Below are 19,531 nucleotides of genomic sequence, written 5' to 3' on the forward strand. Positions count from 1 at the left end.
ATGAATGCTGAAGACTCCTTGAAACTTGCTCGCCGGTTTATCGGGTTGCCCCTGGAAAAGCGCCAGATGTTCCTCGCGGCCCTGCACAAGGAGGGCGTGGATTTCGCGCGGTTCCCGATACCCGTCGGCATCGCAGCCGAGGATCGTCAGGCGCTGTCTTACGCGCAGCGACGCATGTGGTTCCTCTGGCAACTCGACCCGCAGAGCGGCGCCTACAACCTGCCCGGTGCGGTGCGACTCAATGGTCGACTGAACCAGTCGGCGCTGGAGCAAGCTTTCGCCAGTCTGGTGGAGCGCCACGAAACCCTGCGCACGGTGTTCCAGCGCCAGGCCGATGACAGCCTGCTGCAAGTGCCAGCCACCGCGCCGCTGCTGATTAACCGGGAAGACTTCAGCGCACTGCCGGCCAGTGAGCGCGAGCAGGCGGTGATCCGTGCCGCCGAACAGCAGTCGCTGCTGCCATTCGATCTGGCGGTCGGCCCGTTGCTGCGCGTGACCTTGCTCAAGCTTGCCGAGCAGGAACACGTGCTGCTGCTGACCCTGCACCACATCGTGTCCGATGGCTGGTCGATGAACGTGTTGATCGACGAATTCATCCGTTGCTACGACGCGTTCGACGCCGGTCAGGCGCCGCAATTGCCGCCACTGCCGATCCAGTACAGCGACTATGCGCTGTGGCAACGCCGCTGGCTGGAGGCCGGTGAGCAGGCGCGCCAACTCGACTATTGGCAGGCGCAGCTGGGCGACGAACACCCGGTGCTGGAATTGCCGCTGGATCATTCGCGCCCGGCGATGCCGAGCTATCGCGGCACCCGCTATGAATTCGCGGTCGACGGCCAACTCGCCGAGCAACTGCGCAGCACCGCGCAACAGCATCAGGTCACCGTGTTCATGTTCCTGCTCGGCGCCTTCAATGCGCTGCTGCACCGATACACCGGGCAGACCGACCTGCGTGTCGGCGTGCCGATCGCCAACCGCAATCGCGGCGAAATCGAGGGCCTGATCGGCTTCTTCGTCAACACCCAGGTGCTGCGCACGCAACTCGACGGCCAGACCCGGGTCGACGAACTGCTGCGGGCGGTCAAGGAAACCGCGCTGGGTGCCCAGGCGCATCAGGATCTGCCGTTCGAGCAACTGGTCGAAGCGCTGAAGCTGGAACGCAGCCTCAGCCACACGCCACTGTTCCAGGTGATGTACAACCATCAGCCGCACGTGGCCGATATCGCCACCATTAGCACCGCATCCGGCCTGCAACTCGACAGTCTCGACTGGCAGAGCCGCACCACCCAGTTCGACCTGACGCTGGACACCTGGGAGCAGGGCGGCAAGCTGCACGCCGCGCTGACCTACGCCAGCGACCTGTTCGATGCACCGACCATCGAACGCATGGCGCGGCACTGGCTGCACTTGCTGACGGCGATGGTCGCCGATCCGTCGCAGCGTATCGGTGAGTTGCCGCTGCTGGAGGCAGACGAGCAGCGCACGCTGGTGCACGACTGGAACAACGTCCACGCGCAGTACCCGAGCGACACGCCGATTCACCAACTGATCGAAGCGCAGGTCGCGCGTACGCCGCAGGCCCCGGCACTGCTGTTCGGCGAACAGACGCTGAGCTACGCCGAGCTGGATGCGCGGGCCAATCGTCTGGCGCATCTGCTGCGCGAACAGGGCGTGCAGGCGGACAGTCTGGTTGGCGTCTGCGCCCTGCGTTCGGTGGAAATGGTCGTCGCGCTGCTGGCGATTCTCAAGGCCGGCGGCGCTTACGTGCCGCTGGATCCGGAATACCCGCAGGAGCGTCTGGCCTACATGATCGAGGACAGCGGCATTACTTTGCTGCTGACGCAACAGGCGCTGCTGGCAGCGCTGCCGACTGACGGCGTAAACGTCATCACCCTGGATCAGCCGGGGCTGCTCGACCGTTACAGCGATAGCCGTCCGGAGGTCAGCGTCGATCCGCTGAACCTGGCCTACGTGATTTACACCTCGGGTTCCACCGGCAAGCCGAAGGGCGCCGGCAACAGCCACGCGGCGCTGGTCAACCGTTTGTGCTGGATGCAGGAGGCCTATGCGCTGGACGCCAGTGATTCGGTGCTGCAGAAAACCCCGTTCAGTTTCGACGTGTCGGTGTGGGAGTTTTTCTGGCCGCTGCTGACCGGCGCGCGGCTGGTGGTAGCCGCGCCGGGTGCGCACCGTGATCCGCTGCAATTGATCGATAGCATCAACCGCCACGGCATCAGCACGCTGCACTTCGTGCCGTCGATGTTGCAGGCGTTCATCCACGAACCGGGCGTGGAAAGCTGTAGCAGTCTCAAACGGATTGTCTGCAGCGGTGAAGCGTTGCCGCTGGATGCACAGCTGCAAGTTTTCGCCAAGCTGCCGAACGCCAGCCTCTACAACTTGTATGGCCCGACCGAAGCGGCCATCGACGTCACTCACTGGACCTGTGTCGATGAAGGCGCGGACAGCGTGCCGATCGGCCGGCCGATCGCCAACCTGCGCACCCATGTCCTCGATGCCGAATTGCTGCCGGTGCCGAGCGGTGTCGCCGGTGAACTGTATCTGGGCGGCGCCGGGCTGGCGCGCAGTTATCACCAGCGTGCGGCGCTGACGGCCGAGCGTTTTGTGCCGTGCCCGTTCCATGACGGCGCGCGCCTGTACCGCACCGGTGACCGTGTGCGGCAGCGTGCCGACGGCGTGATCGAATACCTCGGGCGTCTCGACCATCAGGTTAAGTTGCGCGGATTGCGCATTGAGTTGGGTGAAATCGAGACCCGCCTGATGCAGCACTTGCTGGTGCGTGAGGCGGTGGTGCTGGTGCAGGGCGGCAAGCATCTGGTGGCTTATCTGGTGCTGGAACAGGCGCAAGCGGACGAACAGTGGCAGCAGGAGCTCAAGGCGTGGCTGCTCGGCAGCCTGCCGGAGTTCATGGTGCCGACCTACCTGATCACCCTCGACAAATTGCCGGTCACCGCCAACGGCAAGCTCGACCGCAAGGCCTTGCCACAACCGGATGCCGCGCCGCAACAGGCATTCGTGGCGCCACAGGACGCCATGCAAAAAGCCCTCGCGGCGATCTGGGAAGCTGTGCTCGGCCTCGACCGCGTTGGCCTCGACGACAACTTCTTCGAGCTGGGCGGCGATTCGATCATCTCGATTCAAGTGGTCAGCCGTGCGCGGCAGGCCGGGATCCGTATCAGCCCGCGTGACCTGTTCCAGTACCAGACCGTGCGTAGTCTGGCGCTGGTCGCGAGCCACGATCATCTGTCCTCGGTGGATCAGGGGCCGGTGACCGGCGACGTCGTGCTCGGGCCGATTCAGCAGGATTTCTTCAGCCGGGCGATGCTGGTGCGCGAGCACTGGAACCAGTCGTTGCTGTTGACTCCGCGTGAGGCATTGAACGCGCAATGGCTCGATGCGGCGCTGACCCACCTGATCAATCACCACGACGCCTTGCGCCTGCGTTTTGTCGAAGGCAGCGAAGGCTGGCAGCAAAGCCACGGCCCGCTGCTGACCGGCGCTGAGCTGTGGCAATGCGATGCCGAATCTGCCGAACAGTTGCAGGCGCTGTGCAACGAAGCCCAGCGCAGCCTCGACCTGCAAAACGGCCCGCTGTTGCGCGCGTTGTTGGTGACGATGGCCGACGGCTCGCAACGACTGGCGTTGATCATTCACCACCTCGCGGTCGATGGTGTTTCCTGGCGGGTGCTGCTGGAAGATCTGCAGCAGGCTTACGAGCAGCTCGCGGCGGGCGGCGGCATTCAGCTGCCGGCGAAGACCAGCGCATTCCAGAGTTGGACCGCGCGTCTGGCGCAGGACGCATCGCGCTTCGATGACCAATTGAGCTATTGGAAAGCCCAGCATCAGGGCGCCGAGGATCTGCCGTGCGACCGCCCGGATGGCAGCCTGCACAATTTGCATGGCGAGAAAATCGAATGGCGCCTCGACGCCGAGCGCACCCGCCAGTTGCTGCAACAGGCGCCGGCCGCGTATCGCACCCAGGTCAACGATCTGTTGCTTACCGCACTGGCGCGCACCATCATTCGCTGGAGCCAGCAGCCGGGCACGCTGATCGAACTGGAAGGGCATGGCCGCGAAGACCTGTTCGATGACATTGACCTGACCCGCACCGTGGGCTGGTTCACCAGCCTGTTCGCGGTCAACCTGACTGCGAGCGAGGATCTCGACGGTTCGATCAAGGCGATCAAGGAGCAACTGCGCGCGGTGCCGGACAAAGGTCTGGGTTACGGCGTGCTACGGCATCTGGCCGCGCCGTCGGTGCGTGCTGAATTGGCCGGGTTGCCGCAACCGCGCATCACCTTCAATTACCTGGGCCAGTTCGACCGTCAGTTCGACGAGGCGGCGCTGTTCGTGCCGTCGGTTGAAACCAGCGGCGTGGCGCAGGATCCGTCGGCGCCGCTGGGCAACTGGCTGACCGTGGAAGGTCAGGTGTATGGCGGCGAACTGTCGATGAGCTGGGGCTTCAGCCGCGAGATGTTCGACAGCGCCACGGTGCAGCACCTGGTCGATCAATACGCCATCGAATTGCAGGCGTTGATCGAACATTGCTGCACACTGCCCACCGCGCAAGCGACGCCGTCGGACTTCCCGCTGGCCCGCGTGACCCAGGCGCAACTGGATGCGCTGCCGGTGCCGGCCGGTCAGCTCGATGATGTCTATCCGCTGTCGCCGATGCAGCAGGGTTTGCTGTTCCATACCCTTTACGAGCAAGCGGCGGGTGAGTACATCAACCAATTGCGCGTTGACGTGCACGGGCTTGACCCTGAGCGTTTCCGCGCCGCGTGGCAGGCTACCGTCGATGCGCAGGACATTCTGCGCAGCGGGTTCGTCTGGCAGGGCGAACTGGCGCAACCGCTGCAGATCGTGCACAAACAGGTGCAGTTGCCGTTCAGCATTCTCGACTGGCGTCAGCGCGACGATCAGCCGGCAGCCCTCGCGGCGCTGGCCGATGCCGAACGTCAGCAAGGGTTCGATCTGAGCCATGCACCGTTGCTGCGTCTGGTGCTGGTGCAGACCGCTACCGAGCAATGGCACCTGATCTACACCCATCACCACATCCTGATGGACGGCTGGAGCAACTCGCAGTTGCTCGGCGAAGTGTTGCAGCGCTACAGCGGTCGCACCCCGGCCCATGGCGGCGGACGTTATCGCGATTACATCGCCTGGCTGCAACGTCAGGATGGCAAGCTCAGTCAGGACTTCTGGAGCGCTCAGTTGGCCGCGCTGCAAGAGCCGACCCGACTGGCTCGCGCCACTACCGGCGGCGAAGGCGACAGCGGCCACGGCGACCATTACCTGACGCTGGACGTGCCGCGCACCCAGGCGCTGGAAGCGTTCGCCCGGCAGCAGAAAGTCACCGTCAACACCCTCGTGCAAGCCGCGTGGCTGCTGTTGCTGCAACGCTACACCGGTCACGAAACGGTGGCGTTCGGTGCGACCGTGGCCGGGCGTCCGGCGGATTTGCCGGGCATCGAGCAACAGGTCGGCCTGTTCATCAACACCCTGCCGGTGATCGGCGCGCCGCGTCCGGATCAAAGCGTTGGCCAATGGCTGCAAGCGGTGCAGGCGCAAAACCTCAGCCTGCGCGACTTCGAACACACGCCGCTGGCGGACATCCAGCGCTGGGCCGGGCAGGGCGGGGAAGCGCTGTTCGACAATATTCTGGTGTTCGAAAACTACCCGGTCGCCCAGGCGCTGAGCCAGGCCGGGCAAGGCCTGCAGTTCGGTGATGTCGGCAACCTGGAGCAGACCCACTACGCCCTGAGCGTGGCGGTCACCCTCGGTCAGCAACTGGCGCTGCACTACAGCTTCGACCGCAGCCAGTTTGCCGGTGAAGTGATCGAAGGCATCAGTGCCCATCTGTTGCAATTGCTTGAGCAGTTTGCGCTGTCGGCCGAACGCAACCTCGGCGAAATCGCTCTGGCCAGCGCTGACGAGCATGCCCGCCAGCAAGCCGAAAACCAGCCGCAGCCGTACCCGCTGGAGATCGCTGTGCATCAGCGCATTGCTGCGCTGGCAGCCGAGCGTCCGCAGCGCACCGCAGTGATCTTTAATGGTCAGCACTTCAGTTATGGCGAGATCGAGCAGCGTGCCAATCAACTGGCTCAGGCGCTGATCGCCCGCGGTGTCGGCGCCGAGACTCGGGTCGGCGTGGCCCTGCCGCGCAGCGAGGCGGTGATCGTCGCGCTGCTGGCGGTGCTCAAGGCCGGCGGTGCCTATGTGCCACTGGACACCAGTTACCCGCGTGAACGCTTGGCCTATCTGATTGAAGATTCTGGGCTGGCGCTGCTGATCAGCGATTCATCGGTGTCGGCGCAGTTGCCGGTCGACGAATCGGTGCCGTTGCTGGAGCTGGATCGTCTCGACCTGCGCGAGTTGCCGATCTCGGCGCCACAGGTGCCAGTCGATCCGCATAACCTCGCGTACGTGATCTACACCTCCGGTTCCACCGGCAATCCGAAAGGCGTCAGCGTTGCCCACGGCCCACTGGCGATGCATTGCCAGGCCATCGGTCAGCGCTACGAAATGCGTGACAGCGACTGCGAATTCCACTTCATGTCGTTTGCCTTCGACGGCGCCCACGAACGCTGGCTGACCAGCCTGACCCACGGGGCTTCGCTGCTGATTCGCGACGACACGCTGTGGACGCCGGAGCAGACCTATAACGCGATGATCGAACACCGCGTGAGCGTGGTCGCGTTCCCGCCGGTGTACCTGCAACAATTGGCCGAACACGCCGAGCGTGTTGGCAACCCGCCGAAAGTGCGGATCTATTGCTTCGGCGGCGATGCGGTGCCGAACGCCAGTTTCGAGCGGGTCAAACGCGCGCTCGATCCGGACTACATCATCAACGGCTACGGCCCGACCGAAACCGTGGTCACTCCGCTGATCTGGAAGGCTGGCCGTGAAGAGCCATGCGGCGCCGCTTACGCACCGATCGGCAGCCGGATCGGCGACCGCAGCGCCTACGTGCTCGACGCCGATCTGAACCTGTTGCCGCAAGGCATGGCCGGGGAGTTGTACCTCGGTGGCACCGGTTTGGCGCGGGGTTATCTGAATCGTCCGGGGCTGACCGCCGAGCGTTTTGTCGCCGATCCGTTCAGCGCCCATGGCGGCTTGCTGTATCGCACCGGTGACCTGGTGCGCCAGCGCGTCGACGGCACGTTCGACTATCTGGATCGCATCGACAATCAGGTGAAGATTCGCGGGTTCCGTATCGAACTGGGCGAAGTCGAAGCGGCGCTGCAAGCGCTCGACGGCGTGCGTGAAGCGGTGGTCGTGGCGCAGGAAGGCAGCGCCGGCAGTGGCAAGCGTCTGGTGGCCTACGTGGTCGGTGATTCAGTCCGTGCCGACTTCACCGACCACCTGCGCGCGCAGCTCAAGGCCAGCCTGCCGGCGCACATGGTGCCGGCGTATGTCCTGCGTCTTGAGCGCATGCCGCTGACGCCGAACGGCAAGCTCGATCGCAAGAACCTGCCAAAACCGGATGTCAGCCAACTGCAACAGGCCTACCTCGCGCCACAGACGGCGCTGGAGCAACAACTGGCGGCGATCTGGCAGGACGTGCTCAAGCTTGAGCAGGTCGGCGTCAGCGACAACTTCTTCGAACTGGGTGGCGACTCGATCATCTCGATTCAAGTGGTCAGCCGGGCGCGGCAGGCCGGGATTCGCTTCAGTCCCAAAGACCTGTTCCAGCACCAGACCATTCAGGCCCTGGCCACGGTCGCGCAGACCGGCGAGGCGGTGCAGCCCATCGATCAGCATGCGCAAACCGGCGAAACCGCGCTGCTGCCGATTCATCAGGCATTCTTCGCCGAAGCGATTCCCGACCGTCACCACTGGAACCAGTCGGTGATGCTCAAGCCGACGCAGGCACTGGATGCTCAGGTACTGGAGCAAGCGCTGGATGCGTTGGTGGTGCAGCACGACAGTTTGCGTCTGGACTTTGTCGAGCAGGCCGCGGGTTGGTCGGCGCATTACCGCGACGTCGCCACGCAAGCGGGGGAAACCATTCTCTGGCAAGTCGAGGTCGCTGATCTCGCCGCCCTTGAGGCGCTGGGCAACAAGGCCCAGCGCAGCCTGCAACTGAGCGGCGGTTCGCTGATCCGCGCGGTGCTGGCGAACCTGGCTGATGGCAGTCAGCGCCTGCTGCTGATCGTCCATCACCTGGTGGTCGATGGCGTGTCGTGGCGGATTCTGTTTGAAGATTTGCAACGGGCTTACCGGCAGATCCGCGCCGGCCACGCCGTGCAGTTGCCGGCCAAGACCAGTGCGCTCAAGGCCTGGGCGGCGGCGTTGCAGGACTACGCTCAAACGCCTGCGTTGCAGGCCGAACTGGGCTTCTGGCAGCAGCAGTTGCAGGGCGCTTCGGCGGCTTTGCCTTACGACCGGCCGCAGGGTGGACAGCAACACGATCAGGCGCTGACCCTGCGCCGCAAACTCGATCAGACCCTGACCCGCCAGCTGTTGCAAGAAGCTCCGGCGGCCTATCGCACCCAGGTCAACGACCTGTTGCTGACCGCGCTGGCGCGGGTGCTGGTGCGCTGGACCGGGGACGACAATGCATTGGTGTTGCTTGAGGGTCATGGTCGCGAAGACCTGTTCGAACACATCGATCTGACCCGCACCGTGGGCTGGTTCACCAGCGTATTCCCGGCACGCCTGGCACCGGCCGCCGAGCTCGACGCGTCGCTCAAGCAGATCAAGGAACAGCTGCGGGCGATCCCCCACAAGGGCATCGGCTTCGGCGCACTCGCGCACCTCGGTGATGAGCCGACACGTACCGCCCTGCAAGCCTTGCCGGCGCCGCGCCTGACCTTCAACTATCTTGGCCAGTTCGATGGCAGCTTCGATGCCGCCAGCGATGCTCTGTTCGTGCCGACCAGCGAGTCCGGCGGCGCAGAGGTCAACCTGCAAGGGCCGCTGGGCAATCCGCTGGCGCTCAACAGCAAGGTGTTCGGCGGCGAGCTGGACCTGAGCTGGACCTACAGCGGTGCGATGTTCGACACCGCCACCATCCAGCGTCTGGCCGACGACTATGTGCAGGAACTGACCGCGCTGATCGGCCACTGCTGCGACACTGGCAACCGTGGCGTGACGCCGTCGGACTTCCCGTTGGCGCAACTGTCGCAAGCGCAACTCGACGCGCTGGTGCTGGAACCGCAAGGCATCGACGACATCTATCCGCTGTCGCCGATGCAGCAGGGCATGCTGTTCCACACCTTGCTCGAACACGGCAATGGCGACTACATCAACCAGATGCGCCTGGACGTCGACGGTGTCGATCCGCAACGCTTCCGCGCAGCGTGGCAGGCGGCGGTAGATGCCCACGACATCCTGCGCAGCGGCTTCTTCTGGCAAGGCGATCTGCCGCAACCGGTGCAAGTGGTGCAGCGTCAGGTCGAGGTGCCGTTCAGCGTGCTCGACTGGCACGGCAGAACTGATCTGGAGGCAGCGCTGCAAAACCTCGCCGATGAGGAGCGCGCACTGGGTCTGGACCTGAGCTGCGCACCGCTGATGCGTCTGGTGCTGGTGCGCACTGCAGCCGAGCGCTATCACTTGATCTACACCAACCATCACATCCTGATGGACGGCTGGAGCAGCGCGCAGTTGCTCGGCGAAGTGTTGCAGCACTACAGCGGCGAAGCGGTCGCCCGTGGCGCAGGTCGCTACCGCGATTACATCGCCTGGCTGCAACGCCAGGATGGCGCGGCGGCTGAAACCTACTGGCGGGCGACGCTGGGCAATCTGCAGGAACCGACGCGCCTGGCCAATGCCATCGCACGGCCGCAGGCCGGTTTGCCGAGCGTGGGTTACGGCGATCATTACCAGGTGCTGGACGCTGAGCTGAGCCAGCGCCTGGGCGAGTTTGCCCGGGCCGCGAAAGTCACCGTCAACACCGTGGTGCAAGCGGCGTGGCTGCTGCTGTTGCAGCGCTACACCGGCAAGGATTGCGTGGCGTTCGGCGCCACCGTCGCCGGGCGCCCGGCGGATCTGTCGGGGGCCGAAGCGCAGATCGGCCTGTTCATCAACACGTTGCCGGTGATCGCCGCGCCGCCCGCGCAGCAGAGCGTGATCGCCTGGCTGCAAGCAGTGCAGGCGCAGAACCTCGCCTCGCGCGAGTTCGAACACACACCACTGGCGGATATTCAGCGCTGGGCCGGGCAGGGCGGTGACGCGCTGTTCGACAGCCTGATGGTGTTCGAGAACTACCCGATCGGCGAAGCACTGGAACGCGGTGCGCCGCAAGGTCTGCGCTTCGGCGCGGTGGCCAATCAGGAGCAGACCAACTATCCGCTGACCCTGCTGGTGAACATGGGCGCGCAACTTTCGGTGCATTTCAGTTATCAGCGTGACAGCTTCGCTGCGGCCAGCGTGGCGCAGTTGGGCGCGCATCTGCAGCGTCTGCTGAGCCAGATGGCGGATGCTGGTGAGCGCACGCTCAGCGAGCTGAACCTGATCGAACACCGCCCGCCGGTGAACAGCGATTTCGCCACCGAGCAGTGCATCCATCAAGCCATCGCCCGTCAGGTGGCGGCGACCCCGGATGCCTTGGCGGTGACCTTCGCCCATACGCAACTGACCTACGCCGAACTGGACGCCCAGGCCAATCGGCTGGCGCACAAACTGCTTGAGTTGGGCGTCGGCCCGGAAGTGCGCGTGGGCGTGGCGATGCCGCGTTCCGAGCAGTTGCTCATTGCCTTGCTCGCGGTGCTCAAGGCCGGTGGCGCCTATGTGCCGCTGGACCCGGACTACCCGGCGGATCGCGTGGCTTACATGCTGGAAGACAGCCGTGCGCGGGTGTTGCTCACCGAGCAGGCCGTTGCCGCGACTCTGAGTGTGCCGGGCGATACCCAAGTGCTGCTGTTGGATCAGTTGTCGCTGAGCGGCTATTCGACGGTTGCACCACAGACTGCGGTGCAACCGGACAACCTCGCCTACGTGATCTACACCTCCGGTTCCACCGGCAAACCGAAAGGCGTGGCAATTGCCCATCGCAACGTCATGGCGCTGATCGACTGGTCCGCCAAGGTCTTCAGCCGCGACGACATCCAAGGCGTGCTGGCCTCGACGTCGGTGTGCTTCGACCTGTCGGTCTGGGAGCTGTTTGTCACTCTCGCCAACGGTGGTTCGCTGATCATCGCCCGTAATGCCTTGGAGCTGGCGCAACTGCCGGCGCGCGATCAGGTGCGCCTGATCAACACTGTGCCGTCGGCGATTGCCGCGCTGCAGCGTGCGGGGCAGATTCCGCCGAGCGTGCGCATCATCAATCTGGCGGGTGAGCCGCTGAAGCAAGCGCTGGTGGAGGCGTTGTATCAGCAGTCGACGGTCGAGCATGTTTACGACCTGTATGGCCCGTCGGAAGACACCACCTACTCGACCTGGACCCGCCGCAGTGCCGGTGGTCAGGCGCGGATCGGGCGCGCGCTCGAGCACAGTGCCAGCCATTTGCTGGATGCCGATCTGCACCCGGTGCCGCAGGGCGTTTCGGCGGAGCTGTACCTGTCCGGCGCCGGCATCACGCGCGGTTATCTGGGGCGAGCGGCAATGACCGCCGAGCGCTTCGTGCCGAATCCTTTCGGCGGCAACGGCGAGCGCCTGTACCGCACCGGCGACCTGATTCGTCAGCGCGAGGAGGGCGAGCTGGAGTACATGGGCCGGATCGACCATCAGGTGAAAATTCGTGGATTCCGCATCGAACTGGGGGAGATCGAGGCGCGACTGCTCGCCCAGCCGACGGTCAGCGAAGCGGCGGTGCTGGCCGTCGACAGCGACACCGGGGCGCAACTGGTGGCGTATGTGGTCGCTCCGCAACTGGAGATGCACGACGGGGACGCGCAGCGGCAACTGCGCGAGGGACTAAAGACTGGCCTCAAGTCTTCGTTACCTGACTACATGATTCCCGCGCACCTGCTGTTCCTTGAGCAGTTGCCACTGACCCCCAACGGCAAACTCGACCGCAAGGCCCTGCCGGCGGTCGATGCCAGCCAGATGCAGGCCGCGTATGTCGCGCCGCACAGTGAGCTTGAGCAACAGGTCGCGGCGATCTGGCAGCAAGTGCTCGAAGTGCAACGCATCGGTCTGAACGATCACTTCTTCGAACTCGGCGGGCACTCGCTGCTGGCGGTCAACGTGGTGTCGCGCATGGCTCTGGAACTGGGCCTGACGCTGACCCCGCAACTGTTATTCCAGCACCCCGTCCTGAGCGATTTTGTCGCTCGACTCGATACAGGAGGCGGGGCAATCAACGAACAGAAACTGAGCAAGCTGGAAGCCCTGCTTGACGATATGGAGGAAGTCTGATGGACAAGAGTGTTGCTTTGAGGGTAGCCAAGCGCTTTATCACTCTGCCGCTGGACAAACGTAAGCTGTACCTGGAAAAGATGCTCGAAGAGGGCGTCTCTCCGGCCAACCTGCCGATCCCGGAAACACGTTCCGGGTTTGCGGCGATTCCTCTGTCGTACGCTCAGGAACGTCAACTGTTCCTCTGGCAAATGGACCCGCACAGCACCGCGTATCACATCCCCAGCGCCCTGCGCCTCAAGGGGCGGCTGGATGTGGCAGCGCTGCAACGCAGCTTCAACGCCGTGGCGGCGCGCCATGAAAGCCTGCGCACCACTTTTGCCGAACAGGGTGAAAGTTTTTGCCAGGTGATTCACCCGCAGTTGCCGCTGAGCATCAGCCTGACGCCATTGCCGGAGGGCCTCGATGCCGCCGGGGAAGACGCCGCGATCAAGGCCTTCGCCGAGAGCGAAACCGCACGCCTGTTCAATTTGCAGCAGGGCCCGCTGCTGCGGGTGGCGCTGCTGAAAGTGGCGGAAGACGACCATGTGCTGGTGCTGATCCAGCACCACATCATCGCCGATGGCTGGTCGATAAAAGTCCTGGTCAACGAGCTGATCCAGCATTACGCCGCCGACACCGCCGGGCAGCCGCTGAGTCTGCTGGAACTGGAAATACAGTACGCCGACTACGCGATCTGGCAGCGCCACTGGCTGGAAGCGGGCGAGCGTGAGCGCCAGTTGGCCTACTGGGTCAAGACCCTGGGCGGCGAGCAGCCGGTGCTGGAACTGCCGATCGATTTCCCGCGTCCGGCCGTGCAAAGCCTGCGCGGTGCGCGGCTGGAACTGAACCTGCCGGCAGACCTCGGTGACGCCCTCAAACAGCTGGCGCAGCGCGAAGGTGCGAGCCTGTTCATGCTGTTGCTGGCGTCGTTCCAGGCGTTGCTGCATCGCTACAGCGGTCAGGCGCAGATTCGCGTCGGGGTGCCGACCGCCAACCGTAACCGGGTCGAGACCGAAGGCCTGATCGGCTTCTTCGTCAACACGCAAGTGCTGAATGCCGAAGTCAGCGGGCAATTGCCGTTCAACCAGTTGCTGGCTCAGGTCAAGCAGGCGGCGATGGATGCGCAGGCGCATCAGGATCTGCCGTTCGAGCAACTGATCGAAGCGCTGCAACCGGAGCGCAGCCTGAGCCACAGCCCGGTGTTCCAGGTGATGTTCAACCACCAGACCAGTCGCGATCAGGGCCGCAGCGCCGCGCAGTTACCGCAACTGAGTGTCGAGGACGTGCAGTGGGAAGGGCGCACCGCGCAGTTCGACCTGACGCTGAATACCTACGAGTCCAGCGACGGCTTTGCCGCCGAGCTGACCTACGCCACCGATCTGTTCAAAGCTGAAACCGTCGAGCGTCTGGCGCGTCACTGGCAGAACCTGCTGCGTGGCATCGTCGCCGCGCCGAGCCAGCGCGTCGGCGAATTGCCGTTGCTGGAAAGCGCCGAACACGGCGTGCTGTTGCAGGACTGGTTGCGCAGCGCCGACCGCAGCGCGCAAGCCGAATGCGTGCAGCAGGATTTCTCCCGGCGTGCACAGCAAACGCCGCAGGCCACGGCCCTGATCATCGGCGAAGACGTGCTGAGCTACGCCGAGCTGGATGCCCGCTCCAGTCAACTGGCGCACAAGCTGATAGAGGCCGGTGTCGGCCCGGATCAACTGGTCGGTATCGCCGTCGAGCGCAGCGTGGAAATGATTGTCGGCCTGCTGGCGATCCTCAAGGCCAGCGGTGCTTATGTGCCGCTGGACCCGGCGTATCCGCAGGATCGTCTGGCCTACATGATCGAGGACAGCGGCCTGCAATTGCTGCTGACCCAAAGCCATTTGCAGACGCAGCTGCCGATCCCGCCGGGCGTGCAAGCGCTGCTGCTGGATCAACCGCGCGAGTGGCTGGCGGCTTATCCACAGACCGCGCCGGACGTGGCAGTCAATGGCGAGCATCTGGCCTACACGATCTACACCTCCGGTTCCACCGGCAAACCGAAAGGCGTGATGGTGCGCCACGCGGCGCTGAGCAATTTTGTCGCGAGCATGATCGAACAGCCGGGCATTTGTGCCGCCGATCGCATGCTGTCGCTGACCACCTTCTCGTTCGATATTTTCGGCCTGGAAATCTACGCTCCATTGCTGGCCGGCGCCTGTGTGGTGCTGACCGGCAAGGATGTGCATCAAGACCCGCAAGCGGTGCTCGAACTGATCGAGCGTCATGCCGTGACGGCGCTGCAAGCCACGCCTTCGACCTGGCGCATGCTGCTGGACAACGAACAGGCGCCCATCCTTTCGGGCCGCACGTTCCTCTGTGGCGGTGAGGCGCTGCCGCAGGAACTGGCGCAACGCATGCTCGCACTGACGCCGAGGGTGTGGAACCTCTACGGCCCGACCGAAACCACTATCTGGTCGGCGCAGCACGCCTTGAGTGCGGACAACAGCCGTCCATTCCTCGGCGCGCCGATCGACAACACCGCGTTGTACATCCTCGGCAGCGACCTGGAGCTCAATCCGCTCGGCGCCCCGGGGGAATTGCTGATCGGCGGCGACGGCCTCGCTCGTGGTTACTTCCAGCGCCCGAGCCTGACTGCCGAACGCTTTGTCCCGGATCCCTTTTCGACAACCGGCGCGCGTCTGTACCGCACCGGCGACCTGACCCGTTACCGCGCCGAAGGCGTGATCGAGTACATCGGGCGGATCGACCATCAGGTGAAAATCCGTGGTTTCCGGATTGAACTCGGCGAGATCGAAGCGCGTTTGCTCGCCCTCGATAGCGTGCGCGAAACCGTGGTAGTCGCTCAGGACGGCCCGACCGGACCGCAACTGGTCGGCTATGTGGTGCCGACCGCCGACGCTTTTGATGAAGGCGAACTGCGCGCCGCATTGAAAGCCAGCCTCAAGGCCGAACTGCCGGATTACATGGTGCCGGCGCACCTGTTGTTCCTCGCGCAACTGCCACTGACGCCGAACGGCAAAGTCGACCGCAAAGCCTTGCCAGCACCTGACGCCAGCCAACTGCAATCGACTTACATCGCCCCGCAAACCGCCACTCAACACAGCGTCGCCGAGATCTGGCAAGCGGTGCTCAAGCTTGATCGCGTAGGCCTGAGCGACAACTTCTTCGAACTGGGCGGCCACTCGTTGCTGGTCACGCAAGTGGTCTCGCGCGTACGTCAGGCGCTGAACGTGCAGGTGCCGCTGCGCACGTTGTTCGAACACAGCACGCTGGAAGACTTCGTCGCCGCGCTGGGTGTCGATCAGGCGCATCGGGAGCCGCCGATTGTTGCCTTGCCACGCCAGCAACCGCTGGCGCTGTCCTATGCCCAGGAGCGTCAATGGTTCCTCTGGCAACTGGAACCGACCAGCACCGCTTATCACGTGCCGGCGGCGTTGCGTCTGCGCGGTGAACTGGATCTGCCAGCGTTGCAGCGCAGCTTCGACGCGCTGATCGAGCGCCACGAATCGCTGCGCACCTGCTTCGTCGAGCAGCAGGGGCAGACCCTGCAAGTGATCCAGGCTCACGGCACGCTCGATCTGCAGGTGCAGGACGTGGCGGCGGATCTCGACGAGGCGGCGCTGCAAGCGCTGGTCGCCGCCGAAACCCTGCACCTGTTCAATCTGCAGCAAGGCCCGTTGCTGCGGGTCAAACTGCTGCGTCTGGCCGCCGATGACCACGCGCTGGTGATCACCCTGCATCACATCGTCTCCGACGGCTGGTCGATGAATGTCATGGTCGATGAGCTGGTGGCGTTGTATGCCGCCTACAGCCAGGGCCAGAGCGTGCAATTGCCGGCGCTGCCGGTGCAATACGCCGACTACGCCGTGTGGCAGAAACAGTGGATGGACGCCGGTGAACGCGAGCGTCAATTGAGCTACTGGACCGCACAACTCGGCGATGGTGATCAACCGCTGCTGGAGTTGCCGACCGACCGTCCGCGTCCAGCCGAGCAGAGCTATCGTGGCGCCCGTCGCGAGATCCCGCTGAGCCTCGAACTGGCCACCGCGCTCAAGCACCTGGCGCAGCGCGAGAACGTCACGCTGTTTGCGCTGTTGCTGGCGTCGTTCCAGACCTTGCTGCATCGCTACAGCGGTCAGGCCGATATCCGCGTCGGAGTGCCGGTGGCCAACCGCAACCGGGTCGAGACCGAAGGCCTGATCGGTTTCTTCGTCAACACCCAGGTTCTGAAGGCCGAGTTCGACAGTCAGCAGACGTTCCGCAGCCTGCTGCAACAAGTGAAAAATACGGTGCTCGGCGCGCAGGCGCATCAGGATCTGCCGTTCGAGCAACTGGTCGACGCGCTGCAACCGGAACGCAGCCTCAGCCACAGCCCGCTGTTCCAGGTGATGCACAACCACCAGAGCCAGGTGCGTCAGGCGCAGGGCACCACACGTCTGCCGAAACTGGCGATTGAAGGCTTGCCGTGGGCGTCCAGTACTGCGCAGTTCGACTTGACCCTGAACACCTTTGAATCGAGCGACAACGTCTGGGCCGAGCTGACCTATGCCACCGACCTGTTCGACGTCGAGACCATCGAGCGCCTGGCGCAACACTGGACCCGTCTGCTGCAAGGCATCGTCGCCGACAGCACTCAGCGCATCGCCGAACTGCCGCTGCATGACGCCGCCGAACGCGCGGCGACCTTGCAGCAGTGGAACCCGGCCATCCGCGATTTCCCGAGCGAGCAGTGCCTGCATCAACGGATCGAACAACAAGCCGCCCGCGCCCCGCAAGCGATTGCCGTGAGCTGTGCCGGGCAGTCCTTGAGCTACGGCGAGCTCAACAGTCGCGCCAACCAGTTGGCCCACAAGCTGATTGCCAGCGGTGTCGGCCCGGACGTGCGCGTCGGTCTGGCGGTGGAGCGCAGCCTCGACATGCTGGTCGGTCTGCTGGCGATCCTCAAGGCCGGCGGCGCCTATGTGCCGTTGGACCCGACGTATCCGGAAGAACGCCTGAGCTACATGATCGGCGACAGTGGCATCGCCTTGCTGCTGACCCAGAGCCATCTGCTGGGGCGTCTGCCGGTGCCGGATTCGCTGCGCAGCCTGATGCTCGATCAGGAGCGTGACGGTCTGGAAGGCTACAGCGACAGCAATCCGCAGGTGCGTATGAGCCCGGACAACCTGGCTTACGTGATCTACACCTCCGGCTCCACCGGGCAGCCGAAGGGCACGTTGCTGGCCCATCGCAACGTGCTGCGCCTGTTTGAGGCCACTGATGCGTGGTTCGATTTCGGCGCCACGGATGTCTGGAGCCTGTTCCATTCCTACGCGTTCGACTTCTCGGTGTGGGAGATTTTCGGGGCGCTGCTGTACGGCGGCAAACTGCTGGTGGTGCCTTACGAGGTCAGCCGCTCGCCGGAAGATTTCTTCGCCTTGCTTTGCCGCGAAGGCGTCACCGTGCTCAACCAGACGCCGTCGGCGTTCAAGCAATTGATGCAAGTGGCCTGCGCCCCCGAACACGCGGCGCAAGCACTGGCGCTGCGTTACGTGGTGTTCGGCGGTGAAGCGCTGGAGGTCAAGAGCCTGCGTCCGTGGTTCGAGCGTTTCGGCGATCAGGCACCGCAGCTGATCAATATGTACGGCATCACCGAAACCACCGTGCACGTGACCTACCGGCCGATTACGCTGGCTGACTTGCAGCGTGACGCCAGCAGTCCGATCGGCGAGCCGATCCCGGACCTGTCCTGGTACTTGCTCGACGGTGATCTGAATCCGGTCGCCAAAGGTTGCATCGGTGAGCTGTACGTCGGTCGTGCCGGCCTGGCTCGCGGTTACCTGAACCGCGCGGACCTGACCAGCCTGCGCTTCATTCCCGACCCGTTCGCCGCCGATGGCGGGCGTCTTTACCGTACCGGTGACCTGGCGCGCTACCGCGCCGACGGCGTGATCGAATACATCGGCCGGATCGACCATCAGGTGAAAATTCGCGGGTTCCGTATCGAACTCGGCGAGATCGAAGCGCAACTGTTGGAACAGGCTGCCGTGCGCCAGGCCGTGGTGCTGGCGCAACCGGGGCTCAGCGGCCAGCAACTGGTGGCGTATCTGGTGCCAGGCGATGCCGCGCTGCTCGACGCAAGCCCGGCCGAACAGGCGCTGTGGCGTGACAGCGTGCGCGCCGAACTCAAGGCCAATCTGCCGGATCACATGGTCCCGGCGCACCTGTTGCTGCTGGCGCAATTGCCGTTGACCGCCAACGGCAAACTCAACCGCAACGCCTTGCCGTCACCGGACGCCAGTCAGGCGCAGCAGACCTATCAGGCGCCGCAAAGCGCGATGGAGCAGGGGCTGGCGGCGATCTGGCAGGACGTACTGAAGCTGTCGCAAGTCGGGATCCACGACAACTTCTTCGAATTGGGCGGCGACTCGATCATCTCGATTCAGGTGGTCAGTCGCGCCCGTCAGGCCGGCATTCGCCTCAATCCCAAAGACCTGTTCCAGCACCAGACCGTGCAGCGTTTGGCGCTGGTCGCGCAGTGGGGTGGCGACGAATCGACCATTGATCAGCAAGCCGCAAGCGGTGCAGCGTTGCTGCTGCCGATCCAGCAGCAATTTTTCGCCGACGACATTCCGCAGCGTCACCACTGGAACCAGTCGGTGCTGCTGCAACCGCGGCAGACGCTGGATGCTGAGAAAATCGAGCAAGTGTTGCGCGCCCTGGTGGCCCATCACGATGCCTTGCGCCTGAGTTTCACCCAGCACGATGGCGTGTGGCAGGCCGAGCACCGCGCGGTCGAAGCGCTGCCGCAGAAGCTGCTCTGGCAGGAACACGTTGCTGATGCCGCCGCCCTTGAAGCCTTGGGTAATCGCGCGCAGCGCAGCCTCGATCTGCAACACGGGCCGTTGCTGCGTGCGGTGCTGGCAACTGTGGCCGATGGCACGCAGCGTCTGCAGTTGGTGATTCATCACCTGGCGGTGGACGGCGTGTCGTGGCGGATTCTGCTGGAGGACCTGCAAAACGCTTATCAGCAACTGCTTGATGATCAGCCGTTGAGCCTGCCGTCCCGAACCAGCGCCTTCAAGGACTGGGGCGAGCACTTGCAGCGCTACGCCAACAGCCCGGCGTTGCAGGCCGAACTGGATTATTGGCAGGCTTGCCTGAGCGATGTGAGCACCGATCTGCCGTGCAAGCGCGTTGACGCCAGTCAGGACAATCGTCTGGCCCAGACCGTGCAGACCAGGCTCGGCACCGAGCT

Annotated in this window: 2 protein-coding genes (1 of these 2 only partly in view); both read left to right on the forward strand. The window is 64.2% G+C overall.

Going from position 1 to position 19,531, the window contains the following annotated elements:
• The gene (locus OC71_RS10295; RefSeq protein ID WP_041068245.1) at positions 1–12,321 is read left to right on the forward strand and encodes a non-ribosomal peptide synthetase; all 12,321 of its coding nucleotides are present in this window, start codon (positions 1–3) and stop codon (positions 12,319–12,321) included.
• A protein-coding gene (locus tag OC71_RS10300) for a non-ribosomal peptide synthase/polyketide synthase (protein WP_041068247.1) crosses the window boundary here: on the forward strand, positions 12,321–19,531 show its beginning. 7,786 nt of this gene lie beyond the right edge of the window; 7,211 of the gene's 14,997 nt are visible here — the first part of the coding sequence; its start codon is at positions 12,321–12,323; its stop codon lies beyond the right edge, outside the window. Before OC71_RS10295 ends, OC71_RS10300 begins: the two co-directional genes overlap by 1 nt.

Source organism: Pseudomonas sp. W15Feb9B (assembly GCF_000828175.1).
GTDB classification, from domain to species: Bacteria; Pseudomonadota; Gammaproteobacteria; order Pseudomonadales; family Pseudomonadaceae; genus Aquipseudomonas; species Aquipseudomonas parakoreensis.

What these genes read in the sequence shown, in the direction of transcription:
- OC71_RS10295 (WP_041068245.1), top strand. Translation starts at nt 1, where the DNA reads ATGAATGCTGAAGACTCCTTGAAACTTGCTCGCCGGTTTATCGGGTTG.